Below are 25,735 nucleotides of genomic sequence, written 5' to 3' on the forward strand. Positions count from 1 at the left end.
GGAGCAGATCAACATCGAACGGATTAACCGGTTCATTCGGGAGTGCTCACAGCAGCAGTGGCTGGAATACCGGGTGCTTGACGACTGGAAGGTCTTCTCCACCATCTACCGGCAGCCGGGCCACTATGACGAAGCACAGCCTTATTCGGGCAGTGAATCGTTCGGATTGTTTCCGAGTGTGCAAGGCACCACCTATTACTTCCGCACTACTCTGGATATCCCGGCGGACTGGACCGATAGGGATACCGGACTGATCTTCCACTCCGGCGGCGAAGGCCTGCTGCGAGTGAACGGAGCCTCGCGGCAGGGACTGGACCGCAATCATACCTATGCTTCCCTGAACCCGGAGACGGACGGCAGGCACCCGGAGCTTGAGATTGAGCTGTATGATCCGATCCCTGAGCCGGATGATCCCCTGAACAAGCAGGCGGTCATTCAGCCGCCGGTCCGGTCGATCACCGCAGCGCTGGTCAGAGCGAACCTGCCGGTGCAGTCGCTGATGTACACAGTGACCGTCATCCGGGATTCGATGCTGCTGCTGCCGGAGCAGGACTTCCGGCGCGTCCGTATGCTGGAGGCGCTGCATCAGGCGATGGATGCTTATGTGAATTTGGGGCCTGACGTTTCGCTGGCTGGCAAGGAGATAGAGAAGATTGAGCAGGAGCTGGCCGCGAAGGTGCGGGCCATCGGCGGCAACAGCGAGGGCTTCATTCATATGATCGGGCAGTCGCATATCGATATTGCCTGGTTATGGCCTACCCGGGAGACCGTACGCAAGACCAGCCGGACCTTCTCGACGGTACATGCCCTGATGGAGGAGTACCCGGAATACCGCTATGCCCAGAGCCAGCCGCAGCTGTTCGCTTATCTGAAGGACAATGATCCTGAGCTGTACGCGAAGGTGAAGGCGCGGATTCAGGAAGGCCGCTGGGAGCTGGTCGGCGGCATGTGGGTCGAGCCGGATCTGAATATTCCGAGCGGGGAATCCCTGATGCGGCAGATGCTGTACGGGCAGCGCTTTTACCAGGAGGAGTTCGGACAGCAGTCCGAGATTGAATGGCTGCCGGACACCTTCGGCTATTGCGCCTCTCTGCCGCAGATCCTGAAGCACGGCAAGGTCCGTTACTTCATGACAACGAAGCTTGGATGGAATGACACGAACCTGTTCCCGTATGACCTGTTCCACTGGGTCGGAATCGACGGGACAGCGCTATTATCCTATATGAACCATGGCGTGAATGAGAGTACGCTGCCGAAGGATATCCATGAGCACTGGCAGTCCTACCGCCAAAAAGCCGTTCACAGCGAGCAAATGCTGCTCTACGGACACGGCGACGGCGGCGGGGGCGTGACGCGAGAGATGCTTGAATACCTGTCGCGCTCGGAGCTGATGGTGGGTCAGCCTGCCTCCGTCTACAGCACGGCGGCGGATTTCTTCGCCGGCATCGAGCAGGCAGCACCGGAGCTGCCGGTCTGGCAGGGTGATCTCTATCTGGAGCTGCACCGGGGAACCTATACTACCCATGCACGGAACAAGCGCAATAACCGCAAGGCCGAGATTCTGTACCGGGAAGCGGAGCTGTGGCAGACTCTGGCCGGACACCGGCTGTCACCGCAGCGGCGCGAAGAGGTGGGTCAGGCCCTGCATGAAGGCTGGAAGCTGATTCTGCTGAACCAGTTCCATGATATTATCCCCGGTTCGTCGATTCCCGAGGTCTATGAGACTTCGGACAAGGAATACAAGAATATCTTCATCCTTGGGGAGAGCAGCCTGAAGTCCGTCATGGAGGCCGCTGTATCGGATATTGATACCCGTGGCGAAGGACAGCCTTATGTCATTCTGAACGGACTGGGCTGGACCCGGGATATGGTTGCCCAGCTTGCGGTTGCTCCAGAAGTAGAGCTTACCCATTCGGCCGTATATGACGGGAACGGAACACGGCTTCCGGCAGAGCTGACTACAGCAGGAAAGCAAACGGTGCTGCGTGTGCGGGTGCCGGAGGTTCCGGCATTCGGTTACACAACCGTGTGGCTGAGGGAAGCGGAGCAGCAGGGGGCGGATACATCGGATGCAGGCAACAACTCAATCTCTGCGGCGAACTCCGCTACATTCGAAGATCGCTGGGAGACCGGTTATTACCGGCTTCAGTTCAATGAGCTGGGCGAAATCATCAGCCTGTATGACAAGGAAGCCGGGCGTGAGATTGTGAAGTCTGGTGAAGCCTTGAACCGGCTGCATTTCTTCCATGACCGGCCGATTCTATGGGATGCCTGGGATATTGACAGCCGGTATGAGGAGCAGCCTGCCGGAGCAGCGGTTCTGCTGGAGAAGCGGCTGCTGTCCTCAGGACCGGTCTGTGATGTGCTGAGCTTCCGCTGGAGTCTCGGACAATCGGAAATACAGCAGGAGCTGATCCTGTACCACACCGACAAGCGGATCGACTTCAAGACGAAGGTCCAGTGGCACGAAGCACACAAGCTGCTGAAGGTTGGCTTCCCGATTGATGTAGTGACCAGCAAGGCCACGTATGAGATTCCGTTCGGCGCACTGGAGCGGACCACGCACCGCAACACCAGCTGGGAGCAGGCACAGTATGAGGTCTGCGGGCACCGTTATGCCGATGTGTCAGAGCATGATTACGGCGTCAGCCTGCTGAACGACTGCAAATACGGCTATGACACGCAGGGCAGCACCATCCGTCTGTCCCTGCTGCGCGCCCCGCGCTGGCCGGATCATTCGGCGGATCAGGGAGAGCATGAATTCACCTATTCGCTCTACCCGCATACCGGAGACTGGCGTACGGCGCATACCCAGCGCAAGGCCGCCGAGCTGAATCATGCTTCGTATGCTGTAGCCTGCGAGGCAAGTGAGGGACAGCATCCATCCACTGGCTCCTTCCTTCCCTACGAAGGGAAGCAGGTGGTGCTGGATACCGTCAAGCTGGCGGAAGACGGAAAGGGCAGCATCCTGCGGTTGTATGAATCAGCCGGTGGACGCGAGACCGTGCGGATCAGCTGGCCGTTGCCGCACTCGGCGATCTACCTGTCCAATGCGCTGGAGGAAGAGACCGGGCTGCTGCCGGATGAAGACGGTGTGTTGACGCTAGACTTCCATCCGTTTGAGATCAAGACGATTAAGATTATTCATGCCGATGCCGAATAGAGGCAAATGAGGGGCTGAGCGTAAGGTCCTGGGATAGTTGCAGAACGTACACTTAAAAACAGCGAAAATGCATTCTTTTATCGTATAACTGTAGTCTGTACAACTAAAACTGCCCAAAAGGGTGAAAATCAACAGCTTATGGCTTTTTTAAATGTATGAAATGCAACTAAACGGGTTGTCGGCTATAAATCAGATGCTTTAGTTGTACAATTTGCAATTAAACCTATCGCAACTCCCACTCTCATCAAGAAATTCAGCATCCAAACTATAGATTAAGCGAGAAGGAGACTACTACCTTGGAACAATTCAGACTTCCCCGCATCGAGATGCCGGAGCTTACGCTGCCGTCATCCATTCAGGCCGTGCTGGCCGACGCCGAAGCGAAGCTGGCCCACCGGCCCAAGCTGCAGCGGCTGTTCCGGAACTGCTTCCCGAACACACTGGAGACGACCACCAAGCTGCTTGATGACGGAACCACCTTTGTGATTACGGGGGACATCCCCGCCTGCTGGCTGCGTGATTCGGTGGAGCAGGTGATTCATTATGTGCCTTTTGCCGCGGAAGATGCTGACCTGCAGCGGATTATCGGCGGGCTGATCAAGCGCCATACGGAGTATGTGCTGATCGATCCTTACGCTAACGCGTTCAATGAATCGGCCAATGACTGGCACTGGAATGCCGCCGATGTGACAGAGATGTCGCCCTGGGTGTGGGAGCGCAAATTCGAGATCGACTCGCTGTGCTTCGTGATCCGGCTGGCCCATGCTTACTGGGAAGAGACGAAGCAGACCGATTTCTTCACCGCCGATTTCAAAAAAATGCTCCGCGTCATCACCGACCTGTTCAAGCGCGAGCAGCATCATGCCGAGCAGTCCCCGTACCGCTTCACGCGGAACAACGGGATTATGGAGGATTCCATCCGTAACGGCGGTCTGGGGATGCCTGTCAATTACACCGGGATGATCTGGTCCGGCTTCCGCTCCAGCGACGATGCCTGCGATTTCCACTACAACATTCCGGGGAACATGTTCGCCGTGGTGGCGCTGCGGCAGATGCAGGATTTCGCCGAGTGGGTGTTCCGGGACCTGGATTTCCTGGCTGAGCTGAAGGAGCTGGAGCAGGAGGTCGATCACGGCATCAAGCTGTACGGCACCTACCGCCACCCGGAATTCGGGCCTATCTACGCCTACGAGACCGACGGCTACGGCAATTACAGCCTGATGGACGACGCCGGAACGCCGGGCCTGATGTCCATTCCGTACCTGGGCTATCTGAACAATGACGATCCTGTCTATCAGAATACGAGACGGTTCGCGCTGAGCAGCGAGAATCCGTTCTACTTCGAGGGCAAGGCCGCCAAGGGAATTGGCAGTCCGCATACCCCTCCGGGCTACATCTGGCATATGGCGCTGTCGATGCAGGGCATCACGGCAGACAGCAAGGAAGAGCGGCTGGCAGTTATCGCCATGCTGGAAGCTACTGACGCCGATACTGGCTATATGCATGAAGGCTTCCACGCCGACGATCCGGCTGTCTTTACGCGCAAATGGTTCGCCTGGTCGAACAGCTTGTTCTCCCAGCTGATTTTGCGGGCGCTGAAGGAAGGCATTCTCTAAATATTGAACTAAAACATTAAAGTTAAAGGAAAAGTGGCGGAGGGGGATTTTGGAACTGGAGGAGCGATAGCGTCCGCCTGAAAGCTTTCCGAAGGAAAGCTAGCATCGTAAGCATCAGCAGTATGCGGATTTCCACCGCGAACAGCGGTATAAAATCAAGAAATCTGCATAAGGGCAGTGGCCGGAAGTCCAAAACTTCTCTGGAGTCACGGCTAATCCATAACATAAAAATCATAAGTTCAATTTAAATATTTTTCACAGATAAAGGAGACCTGATCATGAGTACAATTATTGGAGAAGCACTACCGAACATCCCTTGGCAGGAGAAGCCTGAGGGCACGAATTCCCCGGTATGGAGATATTCCGCCAACCCGATCATTCCGCGCAACGCCATTCCGAACTCGAACAGTGTGTTCAACTCGGCGGTCATTCCGTTTGAAGGCGGCTTCGCAGGGGTGTTCCGCTGTGATTCGCGGTCGGTCAGCATGGACATCTTCGCGGGCTTCAGTGAAGACGGCGTGAATTGGAAGATCAACCATGAGCCTATCGTCTTCGAGGGCGATGAAGAGATCACTAAGCGTGAGTACCGCTATGATCCGCGTGTCTGCAAGATTGATGACCGTTATTATGTGTCCTGGTGCAACGGGTATCACGGCCCAACAATCGGCTTGGCGTATACATTCGATTTCAAAACCTTCCACCAGCTGGAGAATGCCTTCCTGCCGTATAACCGCAACGGAGTGCTGCTCCCGCGCAAAATCGGCGGCAATTATGCGATGCTCAGCCGTCCGAGTGATACCGGGCATACGCCGTTTGGCGATATTTTTTACAGTGAGAGTCCTGACCTGACCTTCTGGGGCAAGCACCGCTATGTGATGGGTACGGTTGACGGTGACGCTTCTGCTTGGCAGTCCAAAAAGATTGGTCCCGGTCCGATTCCGATTGAAACAGACAAGGGCTGGCTGCTGATCTATCATGGCGTTATCAACACCTGCAACGGATTCGTCTACCGCATGGGTGTCGCGCTGCTGGATCTGGATCAGCCTTGGAAGGTGAAGGCCCGTTCACGCAACTATATTCTCGGCCCGGAAGAGCTGTATGAATGTGTAGGCGATGTGCCGAATGTAACCTTCCCTTGCGCGGCATTGACTGATGCGGCTACCGGCCGGATTGCCATCTATTACGGCTGTGCAGATACAGTGACTGGACTGGCGTTCACGACGGTGGATGAGCTGATCAGCTATATGGAGGAATATCCGCTGGAGATTGAGGGGTAACCGATTATGACCACAAAACAGACTGCACATATTATCTCGCATACGCACTGGGACCGGGAATGGTATCTGCCTTATGAGCGCCATCATATCCGGCTAATTCAGCTCGTGGATACGCTGCTGGACACGCTGGAGCAGAACCCGGATTTCCGCAGCTTTTTCTTCGACGGCCAGACGATTATCATCGAGGATTATCTGCAGGTCCGCCCGGAGAACCGGGAGCGGCTGGTGCGGCATATCCGGGAGGGACGGATTTACATCGGGCCTTGGTATATTCTGCAGGATGCATTCCTGACCAGCCCGGAAGCTAATGTGCGTAACTTACAGCTCGGTCATCAGGATGCGGCAGTCTATGGGGAAGTGTCCAAAATCGGTTATTTCCCGGATACGTTCGGTCTGACCGGACAGATTCCGCAGCTTATGCAGCAGGCCGGCATCACTAACGCCTTCTTCGGGCGCGGAGTGAAGCCGACGGGCTTCAACAATATGGTCTCGGATGACGGCTATGAATCCTCGTTCTCGGAGCTGGTGTGGGAGGGGCCGGACGGCTCGCAGGTGCTGGGCATTCTATTCGCCAACTGGTATTCCAACGGGAATGAGGTTCCGGTGGAATTAGAGGAAGCCCGCAGCTTCTGGGAGCGCAAGCTGGGCGATGCCAGGCAGTATGCAGCGACCGATCAGCTGCTGTTCATGAACGGCTGCGATCACCAGCCGCTGCAGACCGACCTGCCGGAGGCGATCCGCACGGCGGAGAAGCTGCACCCGGAGGTCAACTTCGTTCATTCCAACTTCCCGGACTATATCCGGGCTGTGGAAGCTTCGCTGGCTGGCCGCAGCCTGTCCACGGTGAAGGGCGAGCTGCGGAGCCAGCGCACGGACGGATGGGGAACGCTGGTCAATACCGCCTCCGCCCGGGTGTACCTGAAGCAGCTCAACCAGCGCGGCCAGGCCATGCTGGAGAAGGTAGCCGAGCCGTTGGCTGTTATCGCGGGGCTGCACGGCGGGGAGTATCCGCAGCATCTGCTGGATTATGCGTGGAAGACGCTGCTGCAGAACCATCCGCATGATTCCATCTGCGGCTGCAGCGTGGATGAGGTGCACCGCGAGATGGTCACCCGCTTCGACAAGAGCTACCACACCGCCGAAGGCATCGTGGCGGATAGTATGCAGGCGATCACCGCAGCGGTGGGCACCTCCGGCTTCGCCGCTTACGGTGAAGAGGCCCTTCCGCTCGTTGTAACGAATACCAGCGGCTGGAGCCGCACGGGTACGGTGACCGTGGAGCTGGATGCGGCCCGCCAGTACCTGCGCGATGGGCTGCCGCTTGATGAGAATGCCCGGCTTATGAAGGCTGTGGAGCTGGAGGGACGGGTCCTGGTCGATGAACAAGGCCAGTCGGTTCCTTGTACGGTGGAGGATCTCGGCCTGTCGTTCGGCTATGATCTGCCGGATGACCGGTTCCGCCAGCCGTATAGCTGCCGCAAGGTGCGGCTGACCTTCGAGGCGGCGGATGTGCCTGCCTTGGGGCTGCGCACCTATGCCTGGGTTCGCCCTGTTGGAGCAGCTTCCGCTCAAGAAGCCTCTTCGCTGGTTCAAGGCGCGCGCGTACTGGAGAACGATACGCTGCGGGTAGAGGTTATGGCTGACGGCTCCTTCACGCTGGAGCATAAACCGAGCGGCAAGATCTACCGTGACCTTGGTGTGTATGAGAATACCGGGGACATAGGGAATGAATATATGTACAGAGCGCCTGCGGGTGAAGTGCCGCTGACTACTCTTGGCCTTAACGCGGATATCGCTGTTATTGAAGATACGCCATACCGGGCTTCCATCGAAATCACCCATGAATGGGAGATTCCGGCTTCGGCCGATGCCCTGCTGGAAGAAGAGCAGCGGGCGCTGGTCTATTACCCGGAGCGTCTGGCGCAGCGCGCTGCCGCTACGGTAACCTTGAAGCTGCGGACCGTCTTAAGACTGGAACGCAGCGGCAAAGGTCTGGAAGTGAAGAGTTATATCGATAATACGGCTAAGGACCACCGTCTGCGGATGCTTTTCCCTGCGGATCTGGCCGCAGCGTCACATCGAGTAGATTCGATGTTCGAGCTGGCGGAGCGTCCGAACGAGCCGGCACCCGAATGGCAGAACCCGAGTAATGCGCAGCATCAGCAGTGCTTCGTGGATGTTGCCGGGGAGAACGCAGGCTTGACGGTCGCTAACCTCGGATTGCACGAATACGAGATTCTACGCGATGGCCGCAATACGATTGCCGTTACGTTGCTCCGCAGTGTCGGCGAGATGGGCGACTGGGGCTGGTTCCCTACACCGGAAGCCCAGTGCCTGGGGGAACAGACAGCGGATATGCTGCTTCTGCCGCATAGCGGGGATGCCGTAACCTCCGGTGCCGCTGCTGCTGCTTACCAGTTCCAGATTCCGTGGACCTGCGCGCAGGCAGAGATTCATGCGGGAACGATTCCCGCAGTGTATTCGGCCGTCCGCTGGAACGGCGCGACCGCTGCGTTCTCCTCTATGAAGCTGAACAAGGAACGCGGCGATGTGCTGCTCCGCTGGTTCAACATGACGGGCGAGTCCTGTATACTGGAGCTGGAACCAGCGCTTCCGGCTGCCGCCATCTATGCTTCAAATGTACTGGAAACAGAAGGGGAAGAGCTTCAGCTAGAAGGAGCCGCTTCGCTGAAGCTTCCGCTTGGCGGACATGAGATTACAACGGTTGGTATCCGGCTGAGCTGATCCAGGCGAAGAAGGAAGAGGTGAGAAAAGTATGGGGATGGATATGGATGAACCATTAGATCGGCAAGCCTCCAATAACGGCCCGCTTACCGGTGTACAGCAGCAGATTGCGGCGGTATCCGGGGGACAATGGCGCTTGTCTGCCGGGTTCAAAGCGCGAATTGTGGACAATGCGAGATCGGATAATAACAGTGTTCTGAACGAAACAGTCTTTATGGTTCTGGGCCATTTCTCGGGCATTCTGACCCCCGCTGACTACAGCATGACTCTTGTTCACGGGGGGGCGGAGCCGCCCGCTTCAGGCGATATCGTCATTGAGCTGACGGATCATGAAGCAGCGGGAGACCTGGACAGCCAGGAAGCTTACGTCATTGACATCGGGACTTATGCGAAGATCACCGCCTCAAGTGAACGGGCCGTGATGTATGGTCTGTGGACATTGCTGCAGCGGCTGGCAGATGACGGCTCCGTGCCTTGCGGAACCATCACCGATTACCCTGTCATGCCTGAGCGTGCGCTGCATATCGACATCGGCCGCAAATTCTACAGCGAGGATTGGATTGCGGAGCGGATCAGGGAGATGTCCCGGCTGCGGCTGAATACGCTGCAGCTGCATTTCTCCGAGAACGAGGGCTTCCGCTTGATGAGCGATAGCCATCCTGAGGTGGTGTCGGAGCAAGCTTTAACCAAACAGGAAATGAAGGCGATTATTCTTACGGCACAGAGATATCATGTGGATATTATCCCATCACTGGATTCACCGGGGCATCTGGGACAGGCGCTCCGCACGCATCCCGAGTGGTTGCTTAAGGATGCAGCGGGAACTCCGGCTCCGGGGGCGCTGGATATTACGAATCCGGCAGCCCGCCGGTTCGTGCTGGAATTGATTGACGAATACGCCGAGTTATTTGACGGCAGCCGCTATTTTCATATCGGAGGGGATGAATTCATTAACTTCGCGGAGTTCGATAAGTATCCGCAGCTCGCGGAGTATGCTCAGAATGTCCTGAACATCAGCGGCGGCACAGGCGTGGACACCTATATAGATTACCTTAACGAGGTCGCTGAGCATCTGGAGTCGATGGGCTGGACGGTCCGTGCCTGGAATGATGGCCTATACCGTGCGGATCAGATCCAGCGGGTCGCGCCCAAGCCGTCCATTCAAATCACGTATTGGACGAAGTGGCACCCGATGATGGCCCCGGTGGAAGACATTCTCGCCAAGGGACATCAGGTGATTAACTACAACGATGGCTACTTGTACTACGTGCTGGGCGAAAATGCGGGCTATACGTATCCGACAGGCGAGAAAATCCGCGCCTCCTGGCATCCCGGGCTGTTCCCGAACCGTACCGGGGAAGCTAAGCAGGAATACAGCGAAGCTTATCCGCGCGAACTGGTCGGCACCACCTTCTCCATCTGGAGCGATAAGCCGGAAGCACAGAGCGAAGCGGAAGTGGCTACAGGCATCCGCGGCCCGCTGCGGGCGATGGCGGAGTTGGCTTGGCTGGGGAAGCGGGATACGGCTGAGTAGATAGCTGAATAGACAGCAGAGTAGACAAATTGTATAGCTTTCTATAATTGCAGCAACGGATATCGTCCGCTTTAGGGCGAGTCCGTTGCTGTTTTTTGTATGTAATCGAAAAACCGAACACAATGGGCAGGGACGTAGGCGCGTGGTCCCAATGTAATCGAAAAACCGACTACATTGGGCGTGGCGGAGGCATGTAGTCCAAATGTAATCGAAAAACCGACTACATTGGACGTGGCGGAGGCATGTAGTCCAAATGTAATCGAAAAATCGACCACATTAGGCGTGGCGGGGGCGCGTGCTCCAAATGTAATCGAAAAACCGAACATATCATAATGCCTAAATATCTAAAATTTACATTATATACATTTATGCTATCATATTACTCAAAAAAGACAGGCGGTGCAGGTGTGCAGAATATCAAAGTCTATCATTACGATGCGTTCAGCAGCATTCCGAACAAGGGGAACCCGGCAGGGGTTGTCCTGGACGGCGAGGGTCTCACGGAGCAGCAAATGCAGGAGATCACAGCGAAGGTGGGCTTCAATGAGACGGCGTTTCCGTTAAAATCCACCCAGGCGGATCTCAGAATCCGCTATTTTACCCCCGGGCATGAGATCAATCTCTGCGGCCACGGGACTATGGCGTTGTTGTATGCCCTGAAGACGAAGGGGCTGCTGGGAGACGCCAGTGAGTTGAACATCGAGACTAAGGCAGGGATTCTCCCGGTCCGTTTCACAGAAGATCACGACAGCCTCTATATGACGATGAGACAGGCCAGTCCGCAGTTTCAACCCTTTAACGGATCTCTTGAGGATCTGGCCCGCTCGATCGGCCTTGAACCCGGTGATATTGATCAGACCCTGCCGACCATGTACGGCAGCACTGGAACTTGGACCTTACTGGTACCGATTACAAGCCTAGCCGCCTTCACACGGATGGTGCCGGACAACCAGCGGTTCCCTGAGGTGCTGAAGGAGATGCCCCGCTCGTCCATCCACCCGTTTTGTCTGGAGACGTATGATCCTGAGGCGCATATGCACGCCCGCCATTTCTCCTCCCCCTTCTCAGGGACGGTTGAGGACCCGGTTACAGGCACCGCCTCCGGGGTGATGGGGGCTTATTATTCCAGGTACATCGGCGTACAAGGACAAGCCTCCTCCTTCGAGCTGCTGATTGAGCAGGGCCTTGAGATCGGCAGGGACGGTAGAGTGCAGGTGTCCGTATCGGACAACGGCAACACTATAGAAGTGACTGGCAATGCAGTTTATGTGAATGAATTTGATGTGATGCTGTGATTTCCCTCATTCCTGTGATGTGTCAGTTCTCCCCCTGGCCATAATGTAATCCCGCCTGATAGGCCTGTTCCAGCAGCGTTTCATAATGCGCGGGCGGCGAATCCAGGGTCTCGTAAAAGAATTCAACCTTGGAGTCTGTGATTCCGCAGTAATCGGCAATTCCCACGTTCAGCAGACGCGTAGTGGCCTCATCATAATTACGTTTCTTCATCTGCTCCTCTGTTACGCCTGCCAGAGCCAGCCACAGGGCACGATAACCATGCAGGTTACTTGTGCCGTAGGCAACCCTGTTGTTCAGCACCCGGTCGATATACCCCTTCAGCATGGCCGGCAGATGCCACCACCACAGCGGAAAAACAAATGCCAGGCCGTCATGCTGCCGCAACCGCTCCATTTCCCGCTCTAATTCAGGAGAATAGGGCTGTTCCTGTTCACCTGCGGTCATATGGAGTTCCTCCCTCCCCTGCAGAACAGGGTCAAAGCCAATTCCATGCAAATCCAATATCTCATAGCCGTGTCCGGCTGCGGTAAGTCCCTCTGCGAAACGGCGGGCGACCTGGAAGGTCAGGGAATCTTGTCTTGGGTGCGATACGACGATTAATACGCTCATGCTGGTATCTTCACTACCTTTCTTAACAGCAAGTTTGTAGCCATGTTCCGTGGCTGATGCTATTATAAACAGGAATAAAATAATCTGGAAGTACGCACTTTGCTGTTCTATAGGAAGGTGTATGTTCCATAGGAACATTGAGGTTCCCTACATAACGGAGGAAAAAGCGATGACTGAACAGAGTGACGATAGCGTTCCTAAGAAGTATAGAGTGGGAGTGGAGGCAGCGCTGGAAGTGATGGGCGGCAAGTGGAAGCCGCTGATTATCTACCATCTTATGACCGGACAGAAGCGCACCTCCGAGCTGCTGCGGCTCATTCCGGGCTTAACCCAGAAAGTGCTGACTGCCCAGCTAAGAGGGCTGGAGAACGATGAGATTATCTCGCGGACCATCTACCAGGAGATTCCACCCAGAGTGGAGTATGAGCTGACGGCCTACGGCTGGGGGCTGAAGCCCGCGCTGGACCTGTTATGCTACTGGGGAGAGGAGCATCTGGACAGGATCCATGGCGACAGGTCCAAGGTGCTGGAGGACTTTTAGGCAGCAGAGAGAGACAGAGAGAAAAGGGGAAAGAGCATGGAATTTGCAAGTCTAACCACAGTCGTCACCCTCATTAACATCATTCTGGCCCTGGGCTTTCTGTTCATTGAGCGCAGGGAGGCGGGGTACACCTGGGCCTGGCTGATGGTATTGTTTTTCATCCCGATTCTGGGATTTGTCTTGTATATCTTCTTCGGACGCAATCTCAAAAAAAAGAATTTCTACAAGCTCTTCATCGAAGAGCAGGAATATGTCCAGGCCGAAGCCGACAAGCAGCTGGCAGCCTTCGCGGAAGGGGCGGATGACAGGTCGCAGCTGCTGACGAACTATGCCCAGCTCATCAACATGAATATCCGTTCGTCGCACGGCTTGTTATCCAGCGATAATGAGATTGTTATTTACAGTGACGGCCATCAGAAGTTCGCCGCGTTATTCGAGGATATCCGCTCTGCCCGCGCAGAGATCAACATTCAGTATTACATCATTCAGCCGGACCAGCTCGGCACGAGGCTGAGGGATGCGCTGGTCCTGAAGGCGCGGGAAGGCGTGAAGGTACGGCTGCTGTATGATGAGGTCGGCTCCAAGCGGATTTCACGGCATTTTTTCAGGGAATTGCGTGCAGCAGGGGGCGAGGTTGAAGTGTTCTTCCCGTCCCTGATCAAGCCGCTGAACTTCCGGATCAACAACAGGAATCACCGCAAGCTGTGTATTATTGACGGAAGCATCGCCTATATCGGCGGGTTCAATGTGGGGGATGAATATCTGGGGCAGGTTCCGAAGTTCGGCTACTGGCGGGACACTCATCTTCGGATTACCGGAAATGCAGTCAGCCATATCCAAGGCAGATTCATCCTGGACTGGCATCAGGCGGGGATGCATGAGCGCGGGGATTACGGGGAATTCGTCTTCAACATGGAGCCCCATACAGGGACAAGCCCGGTGCAGATTATTACAAGCGGCCCCAATTCGTCCACTGAGCACCTGAAGAATATGTACATCAAGCTCATTCTGTCGGCTAAGAAAAGTGTGTATATCCAGACCCCGTACTTCATACCGGACACAAGCTTCATGGATGCCTGCAAAATCGCCCTGCTCTCCGGAGTCGATCTGCAGATCATGATCCCTAACAAGCCTGACCATCCGTTCGTGTATTGGGCCACCTGGGCGTATGCGGGAGATCTGCTGAATTACGGGGCCAAAATCCTGCTCTACGAGAATGGCTTCCTGCACGCCAAAACGATTGTCGCTGACGGAGAGGTTGCTTCTGTCGGAACGATGAATATCGATTCGCGCAGCTTCCGGCTGAACTTCGAGGTGAATGCCATTGTGTATGACCGGGCGATTGCCGAACAGCTCCAGGACATTTTCCTGAATGATACCAGACTATGCTCGGAGCTTACGGTTGAACGGTATGCGCAGCGCTCGCTGGTGATCAAGCTGAAAGAGGGGATTTCCCGTCTGTTGTCGCCTATTCTGTAAGGAGAGTGGAGCGCGGGCAGCCGTACCTTATATAAGGAGGAATGACAAATGGGGATGCTGGGTCAATATGTCATGGTGGATGAGGATACGCTGGAGCGCATGATGGAGATGGACGGTTCAGAGCTGATGAATACGCTGGAGAAGCTCATTGAAGGAGGAAGTGAATATTACGATATCGACAAGCTGTGGGAGGAGCTGCATCTCGCGCTAACCGGCGTCTCGGCCAGTGAACCTATCGAAGGCGATCCGTTAAGTGAAGCTGTTGTCGGGGTCCATGTGTTTGAGGTGGAAGAGGAGGACGGGTTCTTCGCGTGCACCGAGCAGGATGAACTGGAGGACATTATTGCGGCGATGCAGCAGGTAGACTTGGAGAAGCTGGAGCCGGGCAATGTGACAGAGCAGCTGAGAGAGGCAGTGAAGAGTGAATTTGCAGGCCTGCTGGACTTCTACGGGAAGGCGCTGGCGGCCGGGAAGCATGTGATTTTCAGTGTGGCTTGAACGGGATGGTGTGAAGCGCCGGGACCTCCTTAAGAGGGGGAACCGGGCTTCAGGTTTTTCTGGAGATAATATTTGCTCTGCCCTTCATGCGGACAATCCTTGATTTCACCGAAGATCTCATACCCCTGCTTCTGATAAAAATGCGGTGCCTGCCAGCTCATCGTGGTTAACTCACTGACCTTGCAGCCGCGCTCCGCTGCTCTGGCTTCCAGCTCCTTCAGCAGAGTTCCGCCGAGTCCATTGCCTCTGTACGTGGGGTCAACGGCCAGTAAGTGCACGTTCAGGATATTCCAGACGATATCCCCGGTAATGCCGCCAACGAAGACGCCGTTCTCGTAGGCCGCCAGGGAGATCACCTCGCGCTGATAGGGCGGAATGCTGCTGTCCATGCGGCGGCTGTGTTCCTCCAGTAAGCGGGAGATTTCCTGCTGATTCTGAGCAAGGTCCAGTTCTATGATGTTCATGGGTACTCCTCCTTAGGATTTGAATTCAATTATAGCCATTATATCAAAATAGAGCCTGCGGACGATGCCGCAGGCTCTATTTGTACATGGAGAACGGCGGGAGTGCCGTCCGTTATTCCGGGGAGATGTACATGTCTAGGGTTCCCGCAAAGTACCTGACTATTCATCGAAGCCAGGTCTCCGCTTTGTGTGTGGCGAGTTTAGTGCTTGTGTCCGCTCTCGGCATTCAGCTTGGCGATCAGCTTATCGCCTTCGACATCGAGATTCGGCAGCAGGCGGTCCAGCCATTTCGGCAGCCACCAGGCTTTGTCGCCGAAGACGGCCATGACGGCCGGAACAAGCGTCATCCGGATGATGAAGGCATCGATCAGGATGCCGAAGGCCAGGGCGAAGCCGATCTGCTTAATCATCGCATCAGGGGCGAAGATGAAGCCTGCGAAGACGGACACCATGATCACACCTGCGGCCAGTACGACCCGGCTGGCCAGATCATAGCCGTGAATAACACTCTCCTTGCCATGGCGGCCGTGGACATAAGCTTCACGCATGGAGCTGACCAGGAAGACCTGATAATCCATAGCGAGTCCGTACAGAATACCGGTGACCAGGATCGGCATGAAGCTCAGCAGCGGTCCGCCGGTATCGAAGCCGAACAGCGAATGCAGCCAGCCCCATTGATAGACGGCGGTGGTTACGCCGAAAGTGGCAATTATACTTAACACGAAGCCGACGGTTGCTTTGATAGGTACGATAATGGACCGGAACACCAGCAGCAGAATGATCAGCGACAGGATCACGATGATCCCGATGTATACAGGGAAGGCATCGGACAGCTTCGAGGACATATCAATATTGATAGCGGTGAAGCCGGTTACGCCAAGATTAATATTGTTGCCTGTGGTCAGGCTGGACGCCGGATCGCGCAGCTCCTGTACAAGGTCTCTGGTTGCGGTGTCTGTGGGACCCGTTTTCGGAATCAGGCTGATAATAGCGATATCGCCGGTGGGACTGACACCGAGCGGAGAGACCAGGGTCACATTATCGTGCATTTGCAGCTCCTGAACCAGCTTGCCCAGGATCGGCATGGAGATCTTCTCAGACGGATTCTTTGTCTCAGCAACCAGCAGCAGCGGGCCGTTGAAGCCTTCGCCGAACCCTTTGGAGATGACATCATAGCTCTGGCGGGCCGGAGTATCCAGGTTCGCCGAGGCGCCGGATGGAATACCCAGCTCCATCTTGGTCACTGGAATGGCGGCTGTGCCAAGCACCAGCACCACCAGCACAATGATGGCCCAACGGTATTTCACCGTGGCATTTGCCCAGCGGTGCGAGAAGCTGTGCTGCGCTTTGGCGGCGGCAGTGGTGTTCTTCGTCCGGGCTTTGGCGGTTACGATCCGTTCACCGACCAGGCCGAGCAGCGCAGGCAGCAGGGACAAGGCCAGCAGGACATTAATCAGAACACTGGCCGCAGCCACAAGTGCCATTGTCGATAAGAAGCCGATGCCAATGACGAGCATGCCGCACAAGGCGATAATAACGGTCAGACCGGCGAAGAATACGGCACTGCCTGCGGTGCCCAGTGCCCGGCTGGCTGCTTCGGCTGCGCTTAATTTCTCATCCAGGATCAGACGGCGCTGCCGGTTCACAATGAACAGCGAGTAGTCGATCCCTACCGCGAGACCGATCATCACGGCAAGAACCGGTGTAATATCGTTCATCTGGATCAGGCTGCCGAGGGCAAAGGCACCTCCGACGCTGATGCCGACTCCGAGAAGTGCGGTCAACAGCGGCAAGCCTGCGGCGACAACCGAGCCCAGCGTCAGGAACAATACGACGGCAGCAACGGCTACGCCGATCGCTTCCGTGGAGCCGATGGCCGGCATGCTTTTGAGCGAGTCGCTTGGAATCGCGGTAATGCCTGAGCCGGACTGTTCAACTTCGGTCACGGCATCGATGATGTTGTCCGGCACCTCCGATGGCAGTGATGTCTGCTGAACCGTGAACTGGAACTGGAACAGGGCAATACTGCCGTCAGCCGACAGCATCACGCCGGGAACCGGAGCGCCTTCGGCAATCAGCGGACCGAACGGCATCGCCTGCGCAGCAGCAGCTTGACCAGCGGCGGCAGAAGGATCGGCAGCGGCTTGGCCAGCGGCGGCGGAAGGATCGGCGGCGGATTGGCCGGCAGCAGCGGAAGGATCGGCAGCGGCTTGACCAGTGGCAGCGGAAGGATCAGCAGCGGCTTGACCAGTGGCGGCAGAAGGATCGGCAGCGGCTTGACCAGTGGCAGCGGAAGGATCGGCAGCGGTTTGACCAGCGGCGGCCGCTGCTTGTGCTGCGAGCTCTACAGGGTTGATGACATATTCCATGTTGTATACATCATTGATGGCCTTCAGCAATAGTGCGGAACGCTCAGGCGTATCCAGACGTTCGCCGTCCGGTGCAGTGAAGGCGATACTAGCCTGGCCTCCGGCCGCAGCGGGCAGCTCTTTTGTCAGCTTATCCAGCACCTTTTGCGACTCTGTGCCTTCAATTTTCATCTCGGAGCTGGATTGAATGCCATTGACTCCAATCAGGGTGCCTACAACTCCGAGTACAATGATCCAGACTGCAATGAAGGCCCAGGGCTTAGCATAAGCCGATTTACCTAAGCGGTATAGAAAGGTAGACATGTAGTGGTTTCTCCTCTTTATCTGTGAATTTAGAAGCCGTTGCGTAAATAAGCAAACATGGAATTCAGGTATTGTTCAAACGGCATAGCCCCGGAGTCCCCGCTCTGCTGCTCACCCGGCAGCATGACGTTCAGCCGTCCGTCCAGGATAGGCACGAAGGCCCCATAGACGGCACCTACCAGCAGGTGGGTATATCCATCGGCATACCGTCCACGGGTGAACTGCTCCAGCGTCTCCTGGGCGGTGATCTGCAAATGCCGGAAGACATTAAGAATGTAAGGCTCCAGGGACGGATATTGATTTGCCAGGGAGACGAACTGCCGCAGCTTATGCAGGAACTCCGAGGTGAATTGCAGCTTCAGCAGATTGTACAGGGCATCGAGCGGTGTAGCATCCGACGGCAGAGCAGCCAGCGGGTTATTCTCTTTCTCTTGGACAGCAATAATGCCAATGAAATAGGCGGCGACTGCTTCCTCCTTACAGGAGAAGTAATTCGCAAAAGTCCGCCGGGAATATCCAGCCTTCTGAACTACATCATCCACAATGAAGCCATCCATCCCATGCTCAAGCGCAAGCTCGAAGGCCGCTACGGCTAAGGCATAGGCGGTGGCTTCTTTTTTTTTGTCCCGCAGATTCAGTTTGGAATTCAAAAGTAAATGTTCCTCCTTTCTCTGGAATCTATAAGCTCTAGAGAATCTATAGGTTCTATTATTGCTCAAAGGGAAAGATTGCACAATGAGCATCGAGTGACGGAAATGTGAATATTTTAAATTTGGAGTAATGGGCTGAGAAAAAAAGGTGGGGGGTTAGGAGATTAAGTTAGAAGGGCGTGGGGAAGGGAGTGGGAAGTAAGTGAGTAAATTAGTGAGTGAGAGTTTGAATGGGAGTTAGAGTGGCAGTAAGAGTAGGAGAGTAGGAGTGTGAGTGAGCATGTGAGTGTGTGAGTAAGAGAGTAGGTAAGTGAGTAAGAAAGTAAGTGAGTGAGAGTTAGTATGGGTGTTAAGAGTAGGGGAGTGAGTATGAGTATATGAGTATGAGAGTGGGAGGGGATTAGGTGAGCAAATGAGCAGTACGTGAGAGGAAGAGTAACATGGGTGTAAACAGACGATAGCGCGAGCAAATCCCCGGGCGGATAAGAGCAGAGCTGAAGAATGCGCCTTCATTCACGAAGGAACAGCATTATTGACTTCTTTTGTCATCCGTGAGGTTTTACATTAAATGGCTGCAGGCGTAAGATTCAATCAACAACCGAATGAAATGACACTGTTCTTGAAATGGCTGAATTCCGTAACGGGAACGGGGGAACCAACTGGTGCAGGCGGCTTAAGGATAGGCTGCTGAGTACCCGGGGTGAATCCTTGCCAGTGTGCGACTATGGCTCTGGTGAGGTAGGGCAATCTCGCTGCCCGAATCCGTCAGCTAACCCCGTAAGCCTCGAAGAGAGAGGATGAGCGCCATGATCGAGTAACCGACCACGGAGAGCCCTGCTGCTGCTGTGGTCTTTTTGCTGTGTAGGGAAAGGGATTAATCCCACTGAATGCGCTGAAAGTGGGCTGGATGCGGAAATGAGAGGGATAAATCCTACTGATTGCGCTGGAAGTGTGCTGGAAGTGGAAATGAAGAGCACTAGTGCTCCTGAATCCCGGGAATGTTGGCTAAACGAGCAAATGAAGAGCACTAGTGCTCCTGAATTCCAGGAAAGTTGGCTAAATGAGTAAATGAAGAGCACAAGTGCCCCTGAATTCAAGAAAAGTTGGCTAAACGAGCGAATGAAGAGCACAAGTGCCCCTGAATCCAATTGCGCCTCTGCCATACACAACCAAGCAGTCTAAAGTGAAAATTAGGGGCAATAGTGACAGGTGGAAGCACAATTGAATCTTATAACAACACTAATTATTCAGTTTATGTACCACATTAGTCAGTTTCCGCATCGCCACTACAGTCAGTTTTCTTATAGCCATATTACATTGAAAGGAGGGGGTTACCATCGCTACTGTATTTATCGTCTGCTTTTGGGTTGGACTTCTGCTTATTCTTAGTGGCAGTATTCATGGGCACGGCCTGGCAGGCCATCTGCATGTAGGGGGAAGCGATGCCGGGGGGCCGGGCTTTCTGCCGATTCTTCCGCTGATGGTGTTTGTCACCGTCTGGGGCGGCACGGGGTATATGCTTGTCAAGTACAGCGGGATGCAGCTGCTCGCCGTAGTGCTGGTCTGTACCTTGATCGCCCTGCTGCCGGGCATCCTGCTCTACACGGTACTGGCCCGGGTGATGACCCGGTATGACAGCAGTATGAGTGAACTCGATTATGATCCGGCAGGCCAGCTCGGCTATATCAGCATCGCCGCAGCGGATGGGTCCGTGGGAGAGATGAAGTATGTGCTGCACGGGACCATGCGCTCCATCGGCGTGCGTGCCGAATCCGGTCAGTCGCTGTTGCGGGGCGATCGGGTGATTATTGTGAAGACGGATAAGGGGATCGCAGCGGTCACTTTGTTCGAGAGGGAAATGGAACAAAACTAACGGGGAGTGTCGGAGCAAATGTTAATTTTATATGTAACCGGAGCTATTGTTGTTGTAATTCTGCTGGCGTTAACCAGTATTGTGACCGCGTATAAAAAGGTTCCGCCCAATCAGGCCATGATCGTATACGGTCTCGGCGGCAAAAGAGTGGTTCAGGGCGGCGGGACATTCGTCATCCCCGGCTTCCAGAACAATAAAACCATCTCCATGATGCTGATGAGCTTCGATGTGATCCCGGCGCAGGCCATGTTTTCCCGCCAGGGCATCAAGCTGAACCTGGAGGCGGTCGCCCAGATTAAGATCAAAAGCGATCCAACCGCTATTCTCACAGCCAGCGAGCAGTTCATTGACCGGCCGGAAGAGGACCGTGAGACGATTATTCTGCATTCGGTGGAGGGCCATCTGCGCGGCCTGATCGGGCAGCTCAGTGTAGAATCTATACTCAAGACCCCAGACGAAATCAACAGCAAGATGCGGGAGACCTGCTCGGAGGATCTCGACAAGATGGGGCTGGAGGTCGTCAGCTTCACCATCAAGAAGATTACCGACGACAAAGGGTATATCGACAATATGGGGGTGCCCGAGATTGAGCGTATCCGCCGCGACGCTAGTATTGCTAAGGCCGAAGCCGAACGCGATATTCAGATCAAGCAGGCCGAGGCGGAGAAGGAATCCTCCATTGCCAAAGCCAATGCGCATCAGGCGACGATTGAAGCAGGAACCGCTGCCCGTGCGAAGGAATCGCTGTTCGAGAAGGAGCTGAACATTAAGCAGGCTGATTTCAAGCTGGAGACCGAGGTGAAGAAGGCGCAGGCGGATCTGGCGTACGAATTGCAGCAGAATAAGATCAAGCAGTCGCTGGTTACCGAACAGGTCAAAATCACACAGATGGAAGCGGAGGCTAACCGGACAGTCCGGGAGATCGAGGTCGAGCTGAGACAGCGGGAGCTGGAGGCGACAGTGATCAAGCCGGCCCAGGCGGAGAATCAAGCGACGATTATGAGAGCAGAAGCCGCCAAGCAGCGGCAGATTCTGGAGGCGGAAGCCGAAGCCGCTACGACGACCAAGCGCGGACTGGCAACAGCGGAGGCGGAATTGGCAAAAGGGAAGGCGAATGCGGAGATCGTCCAGCTCGCCGGAGCGGCGGAAGCGGGAGCGCTGCAGAAGAAGGCTGAGGCGTACAAACAGTTCACTCAAGCCGCCCTGACCGTGGAATTCCTGAAAATCCTGCCCGAGCTGGCTGAGAAAATCGCCTCCCCGCTGGCCAAGGTAGATAAGATCACCGTCATCTCCCAGGACGGGGCTTCCTCAGGCGTGAACAAGATTACGGGTGATATCGCCAAAATCATGGCTCAGGTTCCAGAGCTGACCCAGACACTTACCGGCATGAACGTGACTGAGGCGCTCAGCGGTTTACTTGGCCGGGATCATGAGCATGGACAGGAGTAGAAGAGGGAGTAGGGGAGGCAGTAAGTAGTTAATGAAACGGCAGCAAGCCCCTTCCTGACTGCATCTCTCCACAAAAAAACAGGCGTCAATCTCCAAAAGGAGGCTGACGCCTGTGGTATGTCTGAAGCTGTAGATCAGCGCTGCACCGCTCTCAGGCGGTAAGTGCAGCTTGCGTAATCCCCGCGCAGGTCGGAGACCACAAGACCGATACGCATCAGGCGGTCACCGCCCAGCGGTGTGCCGTCAAAGGCGGGCTGGAATGGAGCGGAGCTGACGCCATCTGCAGGTGCAGAGGCTTCTGCGCCGCCGTGGACATGCCCGTTGCTGCCTTTTGCCCCCGTCTCAATGACATAATCCAGCTCGGGATTGAGTCCTTTGAGCGTAAGGCGCGAGATCGGAGGATTCGGTATGGCCAGCACGCGGAAATAAGCGACGAAGGCTTCGGTCTTGTCCTCGCTGACGAACATCCAGGCGGTGTCGCCACTACCCTCGAACGGACTCAGCAGACGGTACATATCCCCTTGCTGCACCAGTGTGCGGATCTCCTTGTACTGGGCAATCTGCCGGGTAGCCAGGTCCTTCTCTGCTTCGGTGAACTTTGTGAGGTCCAGCTCATAACCGAAGTTGCCGCTCATCGCCACATCCCCGCGTGTAGCTAGGGTGGTGATGCGGTCTACCTGATGGTTCGGAACATCAGACACATGTGCGCCCATGCTGCTGGCCGGATAGACAATACTGGTGCCGTATTGAATCGCTAGGCGTTCTACCGCATCGGTGTTGTCACTGGTCCAGGTCTGCGGCATATAGAACAGGATTCCCGGATCGAACCGGCCGCCGCCGCCGGAGCAGCTCTCGAACAGAATGTCCGGGAAGCGCGAGGTCAGGCGCTCCAGCAAATTGTACAGCCCCAGCATATAGCGGTGGGCGGTTTCTTTTTGCCGCTCAGGGCTGGCTTTGGCAGAAGCTATCTCGGTCATATTACGGTTCATGTCCCACTTGATATAGCGGATCGGGGCACTGGAAAATACGGCGCTTAAGGTCTCATACAGATAGTCGCAGACTTCCGGGCGGGAGAGGTCCAGGATTAGCTGGTTGCGGCCTTCTGTGCGGCGGCGTCCTGCGGCATGCAGGCACCAGTCCGGGTGCTTGCGGTACAGCTCACTGTCCGGCGAGACCATCTCCGGCTCCACCCATAGACCGAACTGTACGCCTTCCTTGTTGACCCGGCCGGCCAGATCCGCCAGACCTTCAGGCAGCTTGCGGCGGTCCTCGAACCAGTCGCCGAGTGAGCTGTTATCCTTGTCGCGTCTGCCGAACCAGCCGTCGTCAAGGACGAATAGCTCAATGCCGAGCGGGCCTGCTGCTTTGGCGATGGTTGCGATTTTGTCCGCATCGAAGTCGAAGTAAGTCGCCTCCCAGTTGTTGACCAGAATCGGCCGGGCCTGATCACGGTGAACACCGCGGCAGAGCCGGGTCCGGTACAGCCGGTGATAGGTACGCGACATGCCGCCGAGACCTTCACCGGAATAGACGAGCACGGCCTCCGGGGTCTGGAAGGATTGGCCCGGCTCCAGCAGCCAGGAGAAGTCGAACGGATTAATCCCGATACTTACACGGGTCTGTCCGAACTGCTCAACCTCGGCAGTGGCGGCGAAGCTGCCGCTGTAGACGAGGCTGAAGCCGTAGACATCCCCCTGGTCTTCATCTGCGCCGTGACGTAGCAGCGCAATGAACGGATTGGTCTGGTGGCTGCTTGAGCCGCGGCGGCTCTCCAGTGACAAGGCAGCGCCCGGAGTAAGCGGACGGCGCTGAACATGGCGCTCTCTGGCCCATGCGCCGCTCAGATGCAGCGTATCGTAAGAGGAATCGGCGAAATCGACGGATGCGCTAAGCGCCTGCTCCAGCCGGAGCGGGGCTTCGCCGTTATGCTCGAAGCGGACGGAACGGGTAATCGCGTTATGATCGGCGAATACGGTGTAGAGCAGTCTAACCGTTAGACCAGCGTAGTCATCTTTCAGGGTAAGCTCCAGTGTCAGTGCTTCTTCTTCATTCTCCGCATACACGGCAGGCAGTCCTTCGAGTGCCGGCTTGCCTGGTGTAATGGTATATCCCGCATATTTGAGTTCAGAGATCCGCGTGCCGTCCGCTAGCTGAACCTGATAGGCCGGCCGCCGGAAGTCGCTCGTTCCATACTGCGGATACTCCTGAGAGAGGGCATCCAGAGAGAGCGAAGGCCGCGTTAGCACCGGGGTTGGCGAGAAGGAGGCACGTTCGCGCAGCTCAAGCACTCCGGTCAGGCTGCTGTCATGGCGGAGCCTCGCTCCCCAGTAGACATGGGCAGGATAACCTTCAATCAGTTGGATAATGTAGCTGGTATCTTTGGACTGAAGGTGGAACAATCCTCGTGATTCGTCTGCAAAAATGTTCATGATCATAACACTCCTTGTGTGATGGGATAAGGTCCGGATATCTGGACCAACTGAGCATTATTTCTGCTGATACCTTAGAAAAGGCAATCAACGATTGCTGTGCAGCCGGGCTGCGGTTAATCCGCTGTCCCGCCGCTGGTCTCCCGGACAATCAGCTTCGTGCCGATCATCGAATGCGAAGGGGCTTCGCGTCCTTCGAACCGCTCGGCGAGCAGTTGAACCGCAGCTTTGCCCATCTGCTCGGGATAGGCGCGGACCGTTGTCAGCGGAGGCTGAACATAGGCCGCCATCTCGATATCATCGAAGCCGACGACAGCCATCCCGGCAGGCACCTGTATCCCGTGATCATGCAGGGCGCGCAGAGCGCCGACCGCCAGCGGATCACTGGCGGCGAAGCAGGCCGTAGGCCGCTTTACCCCTGCCAGCAGCTCGCTCATCATCCGGTAGCCGTCAGCACTAGTCCAGCTTCCCGTGCGGATCAGCGCCGGATCATAGCAACCCTGGCTCTGCATAATCCGGGTGTAATGATGCCTGCGGCGCTCCTCCTCGCTGCCGCCTCCGATGAAGGCGATCTCGCGGTGACCGAGCTCCAGCAGATGGCCCAGCGCCTGATCGACAGCCTGCCGGAAATGCGTGCGCACGGAGTCATATTCCGGGCGCTCCGAATAATGGTCGACCAGTACGGTGGTGCTTGTATCCGGGTGCAGCTTCGCAAGCTCTCCCGGCTGGAAGCTTCCGCCAACTACAATAAGCCCGTCACCTGTGGGCCGGAGCGGGGCTGGCGTGCTGTGTCCGCGCAGCGTCTGGCCGAGCCGGATGCCCAGCTCCTCACAGCGCAGCTCCACGCCGCGCCGGATCGAGCCGTAATAAGGGTCGTCCCGTTCCTCTTCGGCTGTACACCAGAGCAGAAGCGTGACGGTCTTGCTGCCCAGCTCGTTCTCCCGCTTCAGCTGCCGCACCCGTGAGGGCTTGTAGCCCAGCTGCCCGGCCACGGCGAATACACGGCTGCGTGTCTCCTCACTGACAGCCAGGGACAGGTCGTTATTTAGCACTCTGGATACGGTTGCGGCTGATACGCCTGCCTCCCGGGCGATGTCTTTAATCGTTGCCAAGCTGATCACGCCTTTTTAGTTAATAAATTTACTAAATCTTCGCCTTAATCCTATCATCCGCCGGAGGTTCTTTCAAGAGTATTTTTTGAGCGCTTACATTTAGAAGGGGGTTGAAGGGAAGCATGGTTCCATTCTTTTCGTGCACACCAGGAATCAGCTGCATCGTTTCAAGTCCGCCACATTGTTCAAGCCTGCTGCTGCATCGTTCAAGCCTACCGCCGCATCACCAAGCTTGCCGCCACATCATCAAGCCTGCTACCGCATCACCAAGCCTGCCATCGCATCAACATCGCGCTTCCCCGAAGACTGTGCGGACTGACAGGCCGTT

Annotated in this window: 17 protein-coding genes and 1 riboswitch; of the genes, 11 read left to right on the top strand and 6 right to left on the bottom strand. The window is 55.9% G+C overall.

The annotated features are described in order from the left end of the window. Positions 1–13: 13 nt before the first annotated feature. The 6 genes from MHH78_RS12255 (at position 14) to MHH78_RS12280 (ending at position 11,630) form a co-directional block, all read left to right on the top strand. Positions 14–3,163, top strand: coding sequence for an alpha-mannosidase (locus MHH78_RS12255; RefSeq protein WP_341170318.1), 3,150 nt, complete (start codon positions 14–16; stop codon positions 3,161–3,163). Between the two features lie 296 nt (positions 3,164–3,459). Continuing rightward, positions 3,460–4,779 (top strand): glycoside hydrolase family 125 protein, encoded by a 1,320-nt coding sequence (locus MHH78_RS12260; protein WP_341167553.1) that lies wholly within the window; start codon positions 3,460–3,462, stop codon positions 4,777–4,779. Positions 4,780–5,057: 278 nt separating this feature from the next. Then, positions 5,058–6,056 carry a glycoside hydrolase family 130 protein gene (locus tag MHH78_RS12265; RefSeq protein ID WP_076084405.1) on the top strand — a complete coding sequence of 333 codons (999 nt, stop codon included), beginning with the start codon at positions 5,058–5,060 and terminating at the stop codon, positions 6,054–6,056. A gap of 6 nt (positions 6,057–6,062) precedes the next feature. Then, positions 6,063–8,801 carry an alpha-mannosidase gene (locus MHH78_RS12270; protein ID WP_341167554.1) on the top strand — a complete coding sequence of 913 codons (2,739 nt, stop codon included), beginning with the start codon at positions 6,063–6,065 and terminating at the stop codon, positions 8,799–8,801. 43 nt (positions 8,802–8,844) lie between these two features. Next, positions 8,845–10,335, top strand: a complete 1,491-nt coding sequence (locus tag MHH78_RS12275; RefSeq protein ID WP_341167555.1) for a beta-N-acetylhexosaminidase — start codon at positions 8,845–8,847, stop codon at positions 10,333–10,335. A 407-nt stretch (positions 10,336–10,742) separates the two neighbouring features. Further along, complete coding sequence (locus MHH78_RS12280; RefSeq protein ID WP_076084414.1) at positions 10,743–11,630, top strand: PhzF family phenazine biosynthesis protein; 888 nt, start codon at positions 10,743–10,745, stop codon at positions 11,628–11,630. Between the two features lie 22 nt (positions 11,631–11,652). Here MHH78_RS12280 and MHH78_RS12285 read toward each other — a convergent pair whose 3' ends face one another. Further along, complete coding sequence (locus tag MHH78_RS12285) at positions 11,653–12,240, bottom strand: NAD(P)H oxidoreductase (RefSeq protein ID WP_341167556.1); 588 nt, start codon at positions 12,238–12,240, stop codon at positions 11,653–11,655. A 169-nt stretch (positions 12,241–12,409) separates the two neighbouring features. On the opposite strand from MHH78_RS12285, the gene MHH78_RS12290 reads away from it, so the two are divergent. The 3 genes from MHH78_RS12290 to MHH78_RS12300 are packed head-to-tail and all read left to right on the top strand — an operon-like array spanning position 12,410 to position 14,758. Next, a complete protein-coding gene (locus MHH78_RS12290; RefSeq protein ID WP_341167557.1) occupies positions 12,410–12,781 on the top strand; it encodes a winged helix-turn-helix transcriptional regulator in 372 nt (123 codons plus the stop codon). A 36-nt stretch (positions 12,782–12,817) separates the two neighbouring features. After that, positions 12,818–14,260 carry a cardiolipin synthase gene (gene cls, locus MHH78_RS12295; protein ID WP_341167558.1) on the top strand — a complete coding sequence of 481 codons (1,443 nt, stop codon included), beginning with the start codon at positions 12,818–12,820 and terminating at the stop codon, positions 14,258–14,260. 48 nt (positions 14,261–14,308) lie between these two features. Further along, positions 14,309–14,758: a DUF1877 family protein gene (locus tag MHH78_RS12300; protein ID WP_341167559.1), complete on the top strand. Its 450-nt coding sequence runs from the start codon at positions 14,309–14,311 to the stop codon at positions 14,756–14,758. Positions 14,759–14,787: 29 nt separating this feature from the next. Here the strand turns inward: MHH78_RS12300 and MHH78_RS12305 are convergent, their stop codons facing one another. From MHH78_RS12305 to MHH78_RS12315, 3 genes are all read right to left on the bottom strand, one after another. Beyond that, on the bottom strand, positions 14,788–15,222 hold the full coding sequence (locus tag MHH78_RS12305) for a GNAT family N-acetyltransferase (protein ID WP_341167560.1): 435 nt from the start codon (positions 15,220–15,222) through the stop codon (positions 14,788–14,790). Between the two features lie 200 nt (positions 15,223–15,422). Continuing rightward, positions 15,423–17,894 (bottom strand): MMPL family transporter, encoded by a 2,472-nt coding sequence (locus MHH78_RS12310; RefSeq protein ID WP_341167561.1) that lies wholly within the window; start codon positions 17,892–17,894, stop codon positions 15,423–15,425. Between the two features lie 29 nt (positions 17,895–17,923). Then, positions 17,924–18,544, bottom strand: coding sequence for a TetR/AcrR family transcriptional regulator (locus MHH78_RS12315; RefSeq protein ID WP_036731586.1), 621 nt, complete (start codon positions 18,542–18,544; stop codon positions 17,924–17,926). Between the two features lie 616 nt (positions 18,545–19,160). Continuing rightward, positions 19,161–19,343, top strand: a riboswitch (cyclic di-AMP (ydaO/yuaA leader). A 717-nt stretch (positions 19,344–20,060) separates the two neighbouring features. Here MHH78_RS12315 and MHH78_RS12320 point away from each other — a divergent pair. Further along, on the top strand, positions 20,061–20,417 hold the full coding sequence (locus tag MHH78_RS12320) for a hypothetical protein (protein WP_341167562.1): 357 nt from the start codon (positions 20,061–20,063) through the stop codon (positions 20,415–20,417). 18 nt (positions 20,418–20,435) lie between these two features. After that, the gene (locus MHH78_RS12325; RefSeq protein WP_209871543.1) at positions 20,436–21,866 is read left to right on the top strand and encodes a flotillin family protein; all 1,431 of its coding nucleotides are present in this window, start codon (positions 20,436–20,438) and stop codon (positions 21,864–21,866) included. Between the two features lie 134 nt (positions 21,867–22,000). Here MHH78_RS12325 and MHH78_RS12330 read toward each other — a convergent pair whose 3' ends face one another. Continuing rightward, a complete protein-coding gene (locus MHH78_RS12330) occupies positions 22,001–24,295 on the bottom strand; it encodes an alpha-galactosidase (RefSeq protein WP_076085905.1) in 2,295 nt (764 codons plus the stop codon). Between the two features lie 116 nt (positions 24,296–24,411). Next, positions 24,412–25,407, bottom strand: a complete 996-nt coding sequence (locus tag MHH78_RS12335) for a LacI family DNA-binding transcriptional regulator (RefSeq protein ID WP_341167563.1) — start codon at positions 25,405–25,407, stop codon at positions 24,412–24,414. Positions 25,408–25,735 lie beyond the last annotated feature (328 nt).

Origin of the sequence: Paenibacillus sp. FSL H3-0333 (assembly GCF_038002805.1) — a bacterium.
In the GTDB taxonomy this organism is placed as follows: domain Bacteria; phylum Bacillota; class Bacilli; order Paenibacillales; family Paenibacillaceae; genus Paenibacillus_AQ; species Paenibacillus_AQ silagei.

Excerpts from the sequence above, each read along its gene's own strand:
- MHH78_RS12305 (WP_341167560.1), bottom strand. The coding sequence starts at position 15,222 with ATGAACATCATAGAACTGGACCTTGCTCAGAATCAGCAGGAAATCTCC.
- MHH78_RS12330 (WP_076085905.1), bottom strand. The coding sequence starts at position 24,295 with ATGAACATTTTTGCAGACGAATCACGAGGATTGTTCCACCTTCAGTCC.
- MHH78_RS12290 (WP_341167557.1), top strand. The coding sequence starts at position 12,410 with ATGACTGAACAGAGTGACGATAGCGTTCCTAAGAAGTATAGAGTGGGA.
- MHH78_RS12310 (WP_341167561.1), bottom strand. The coding sequence starts at position 17,894 with ATGTCTACCTTTCTATACCGCTTAGGTAAATCGGCTTATGCTAAGCCC.
- MHH78_RS12270 (WP_341167554.1), top strand. The coding sequence starts at position 6,063 with ATGACCACAAAACAGACTGCACATATTATCTCGCATACGCACTGGGAC.
- cls (WP_341167558.1), top strand. The coding sequence starts at position 12,818 with ATGGAATTTGCAAGTCTAACCACAGTCGTCACCCTCATTAACATCATT.
- MHH78_RS12285 (WP_341167556.1), bottom strand. The coding sequence starts at position 12,240 with ATGAGCGTATTAATCGTCGTATCGCACCCAAGACAAGATTCCCTGACC.
- MHH78_RS12300 (WP_341167559.1), top strand. The coding sequence starts at position 14,309 with ATGGGGATGCTGGGTCAATATGTCATGGTGGATGAGGATACGCTGGAG.
- MHH78_RS12320 (WP_341167562.1), top strand. The coding sequence starts at position 20,061 with ATGCTTGTCAAGTACAGCGGGATGCAGCTGCTCGCCGTAGTGCTGGTC.
- MHH78_RS12265 (WP_076084405.1), top strand. The coding sequence starts at position 5,058 with ATGAGTACAATTATTGGAGAAGCACTACCGAACATCCCTTGGCAGGAG.
- MHH78_RS12325 (WP_209871543.1), top strand. The coding sequence starts at position 20,436 with ATGTTAATTTTATATGTAACCGGAGCTATTGTTGTTGTAATTCTGCTG.
- MHH78_RS12275 (WP_341167555.1), top strand. The coding sequence starts at position 8,845 with ATGGATGAACCATTAGATCGGCAAGCCTCCAATAACGGCCCGCTTACC.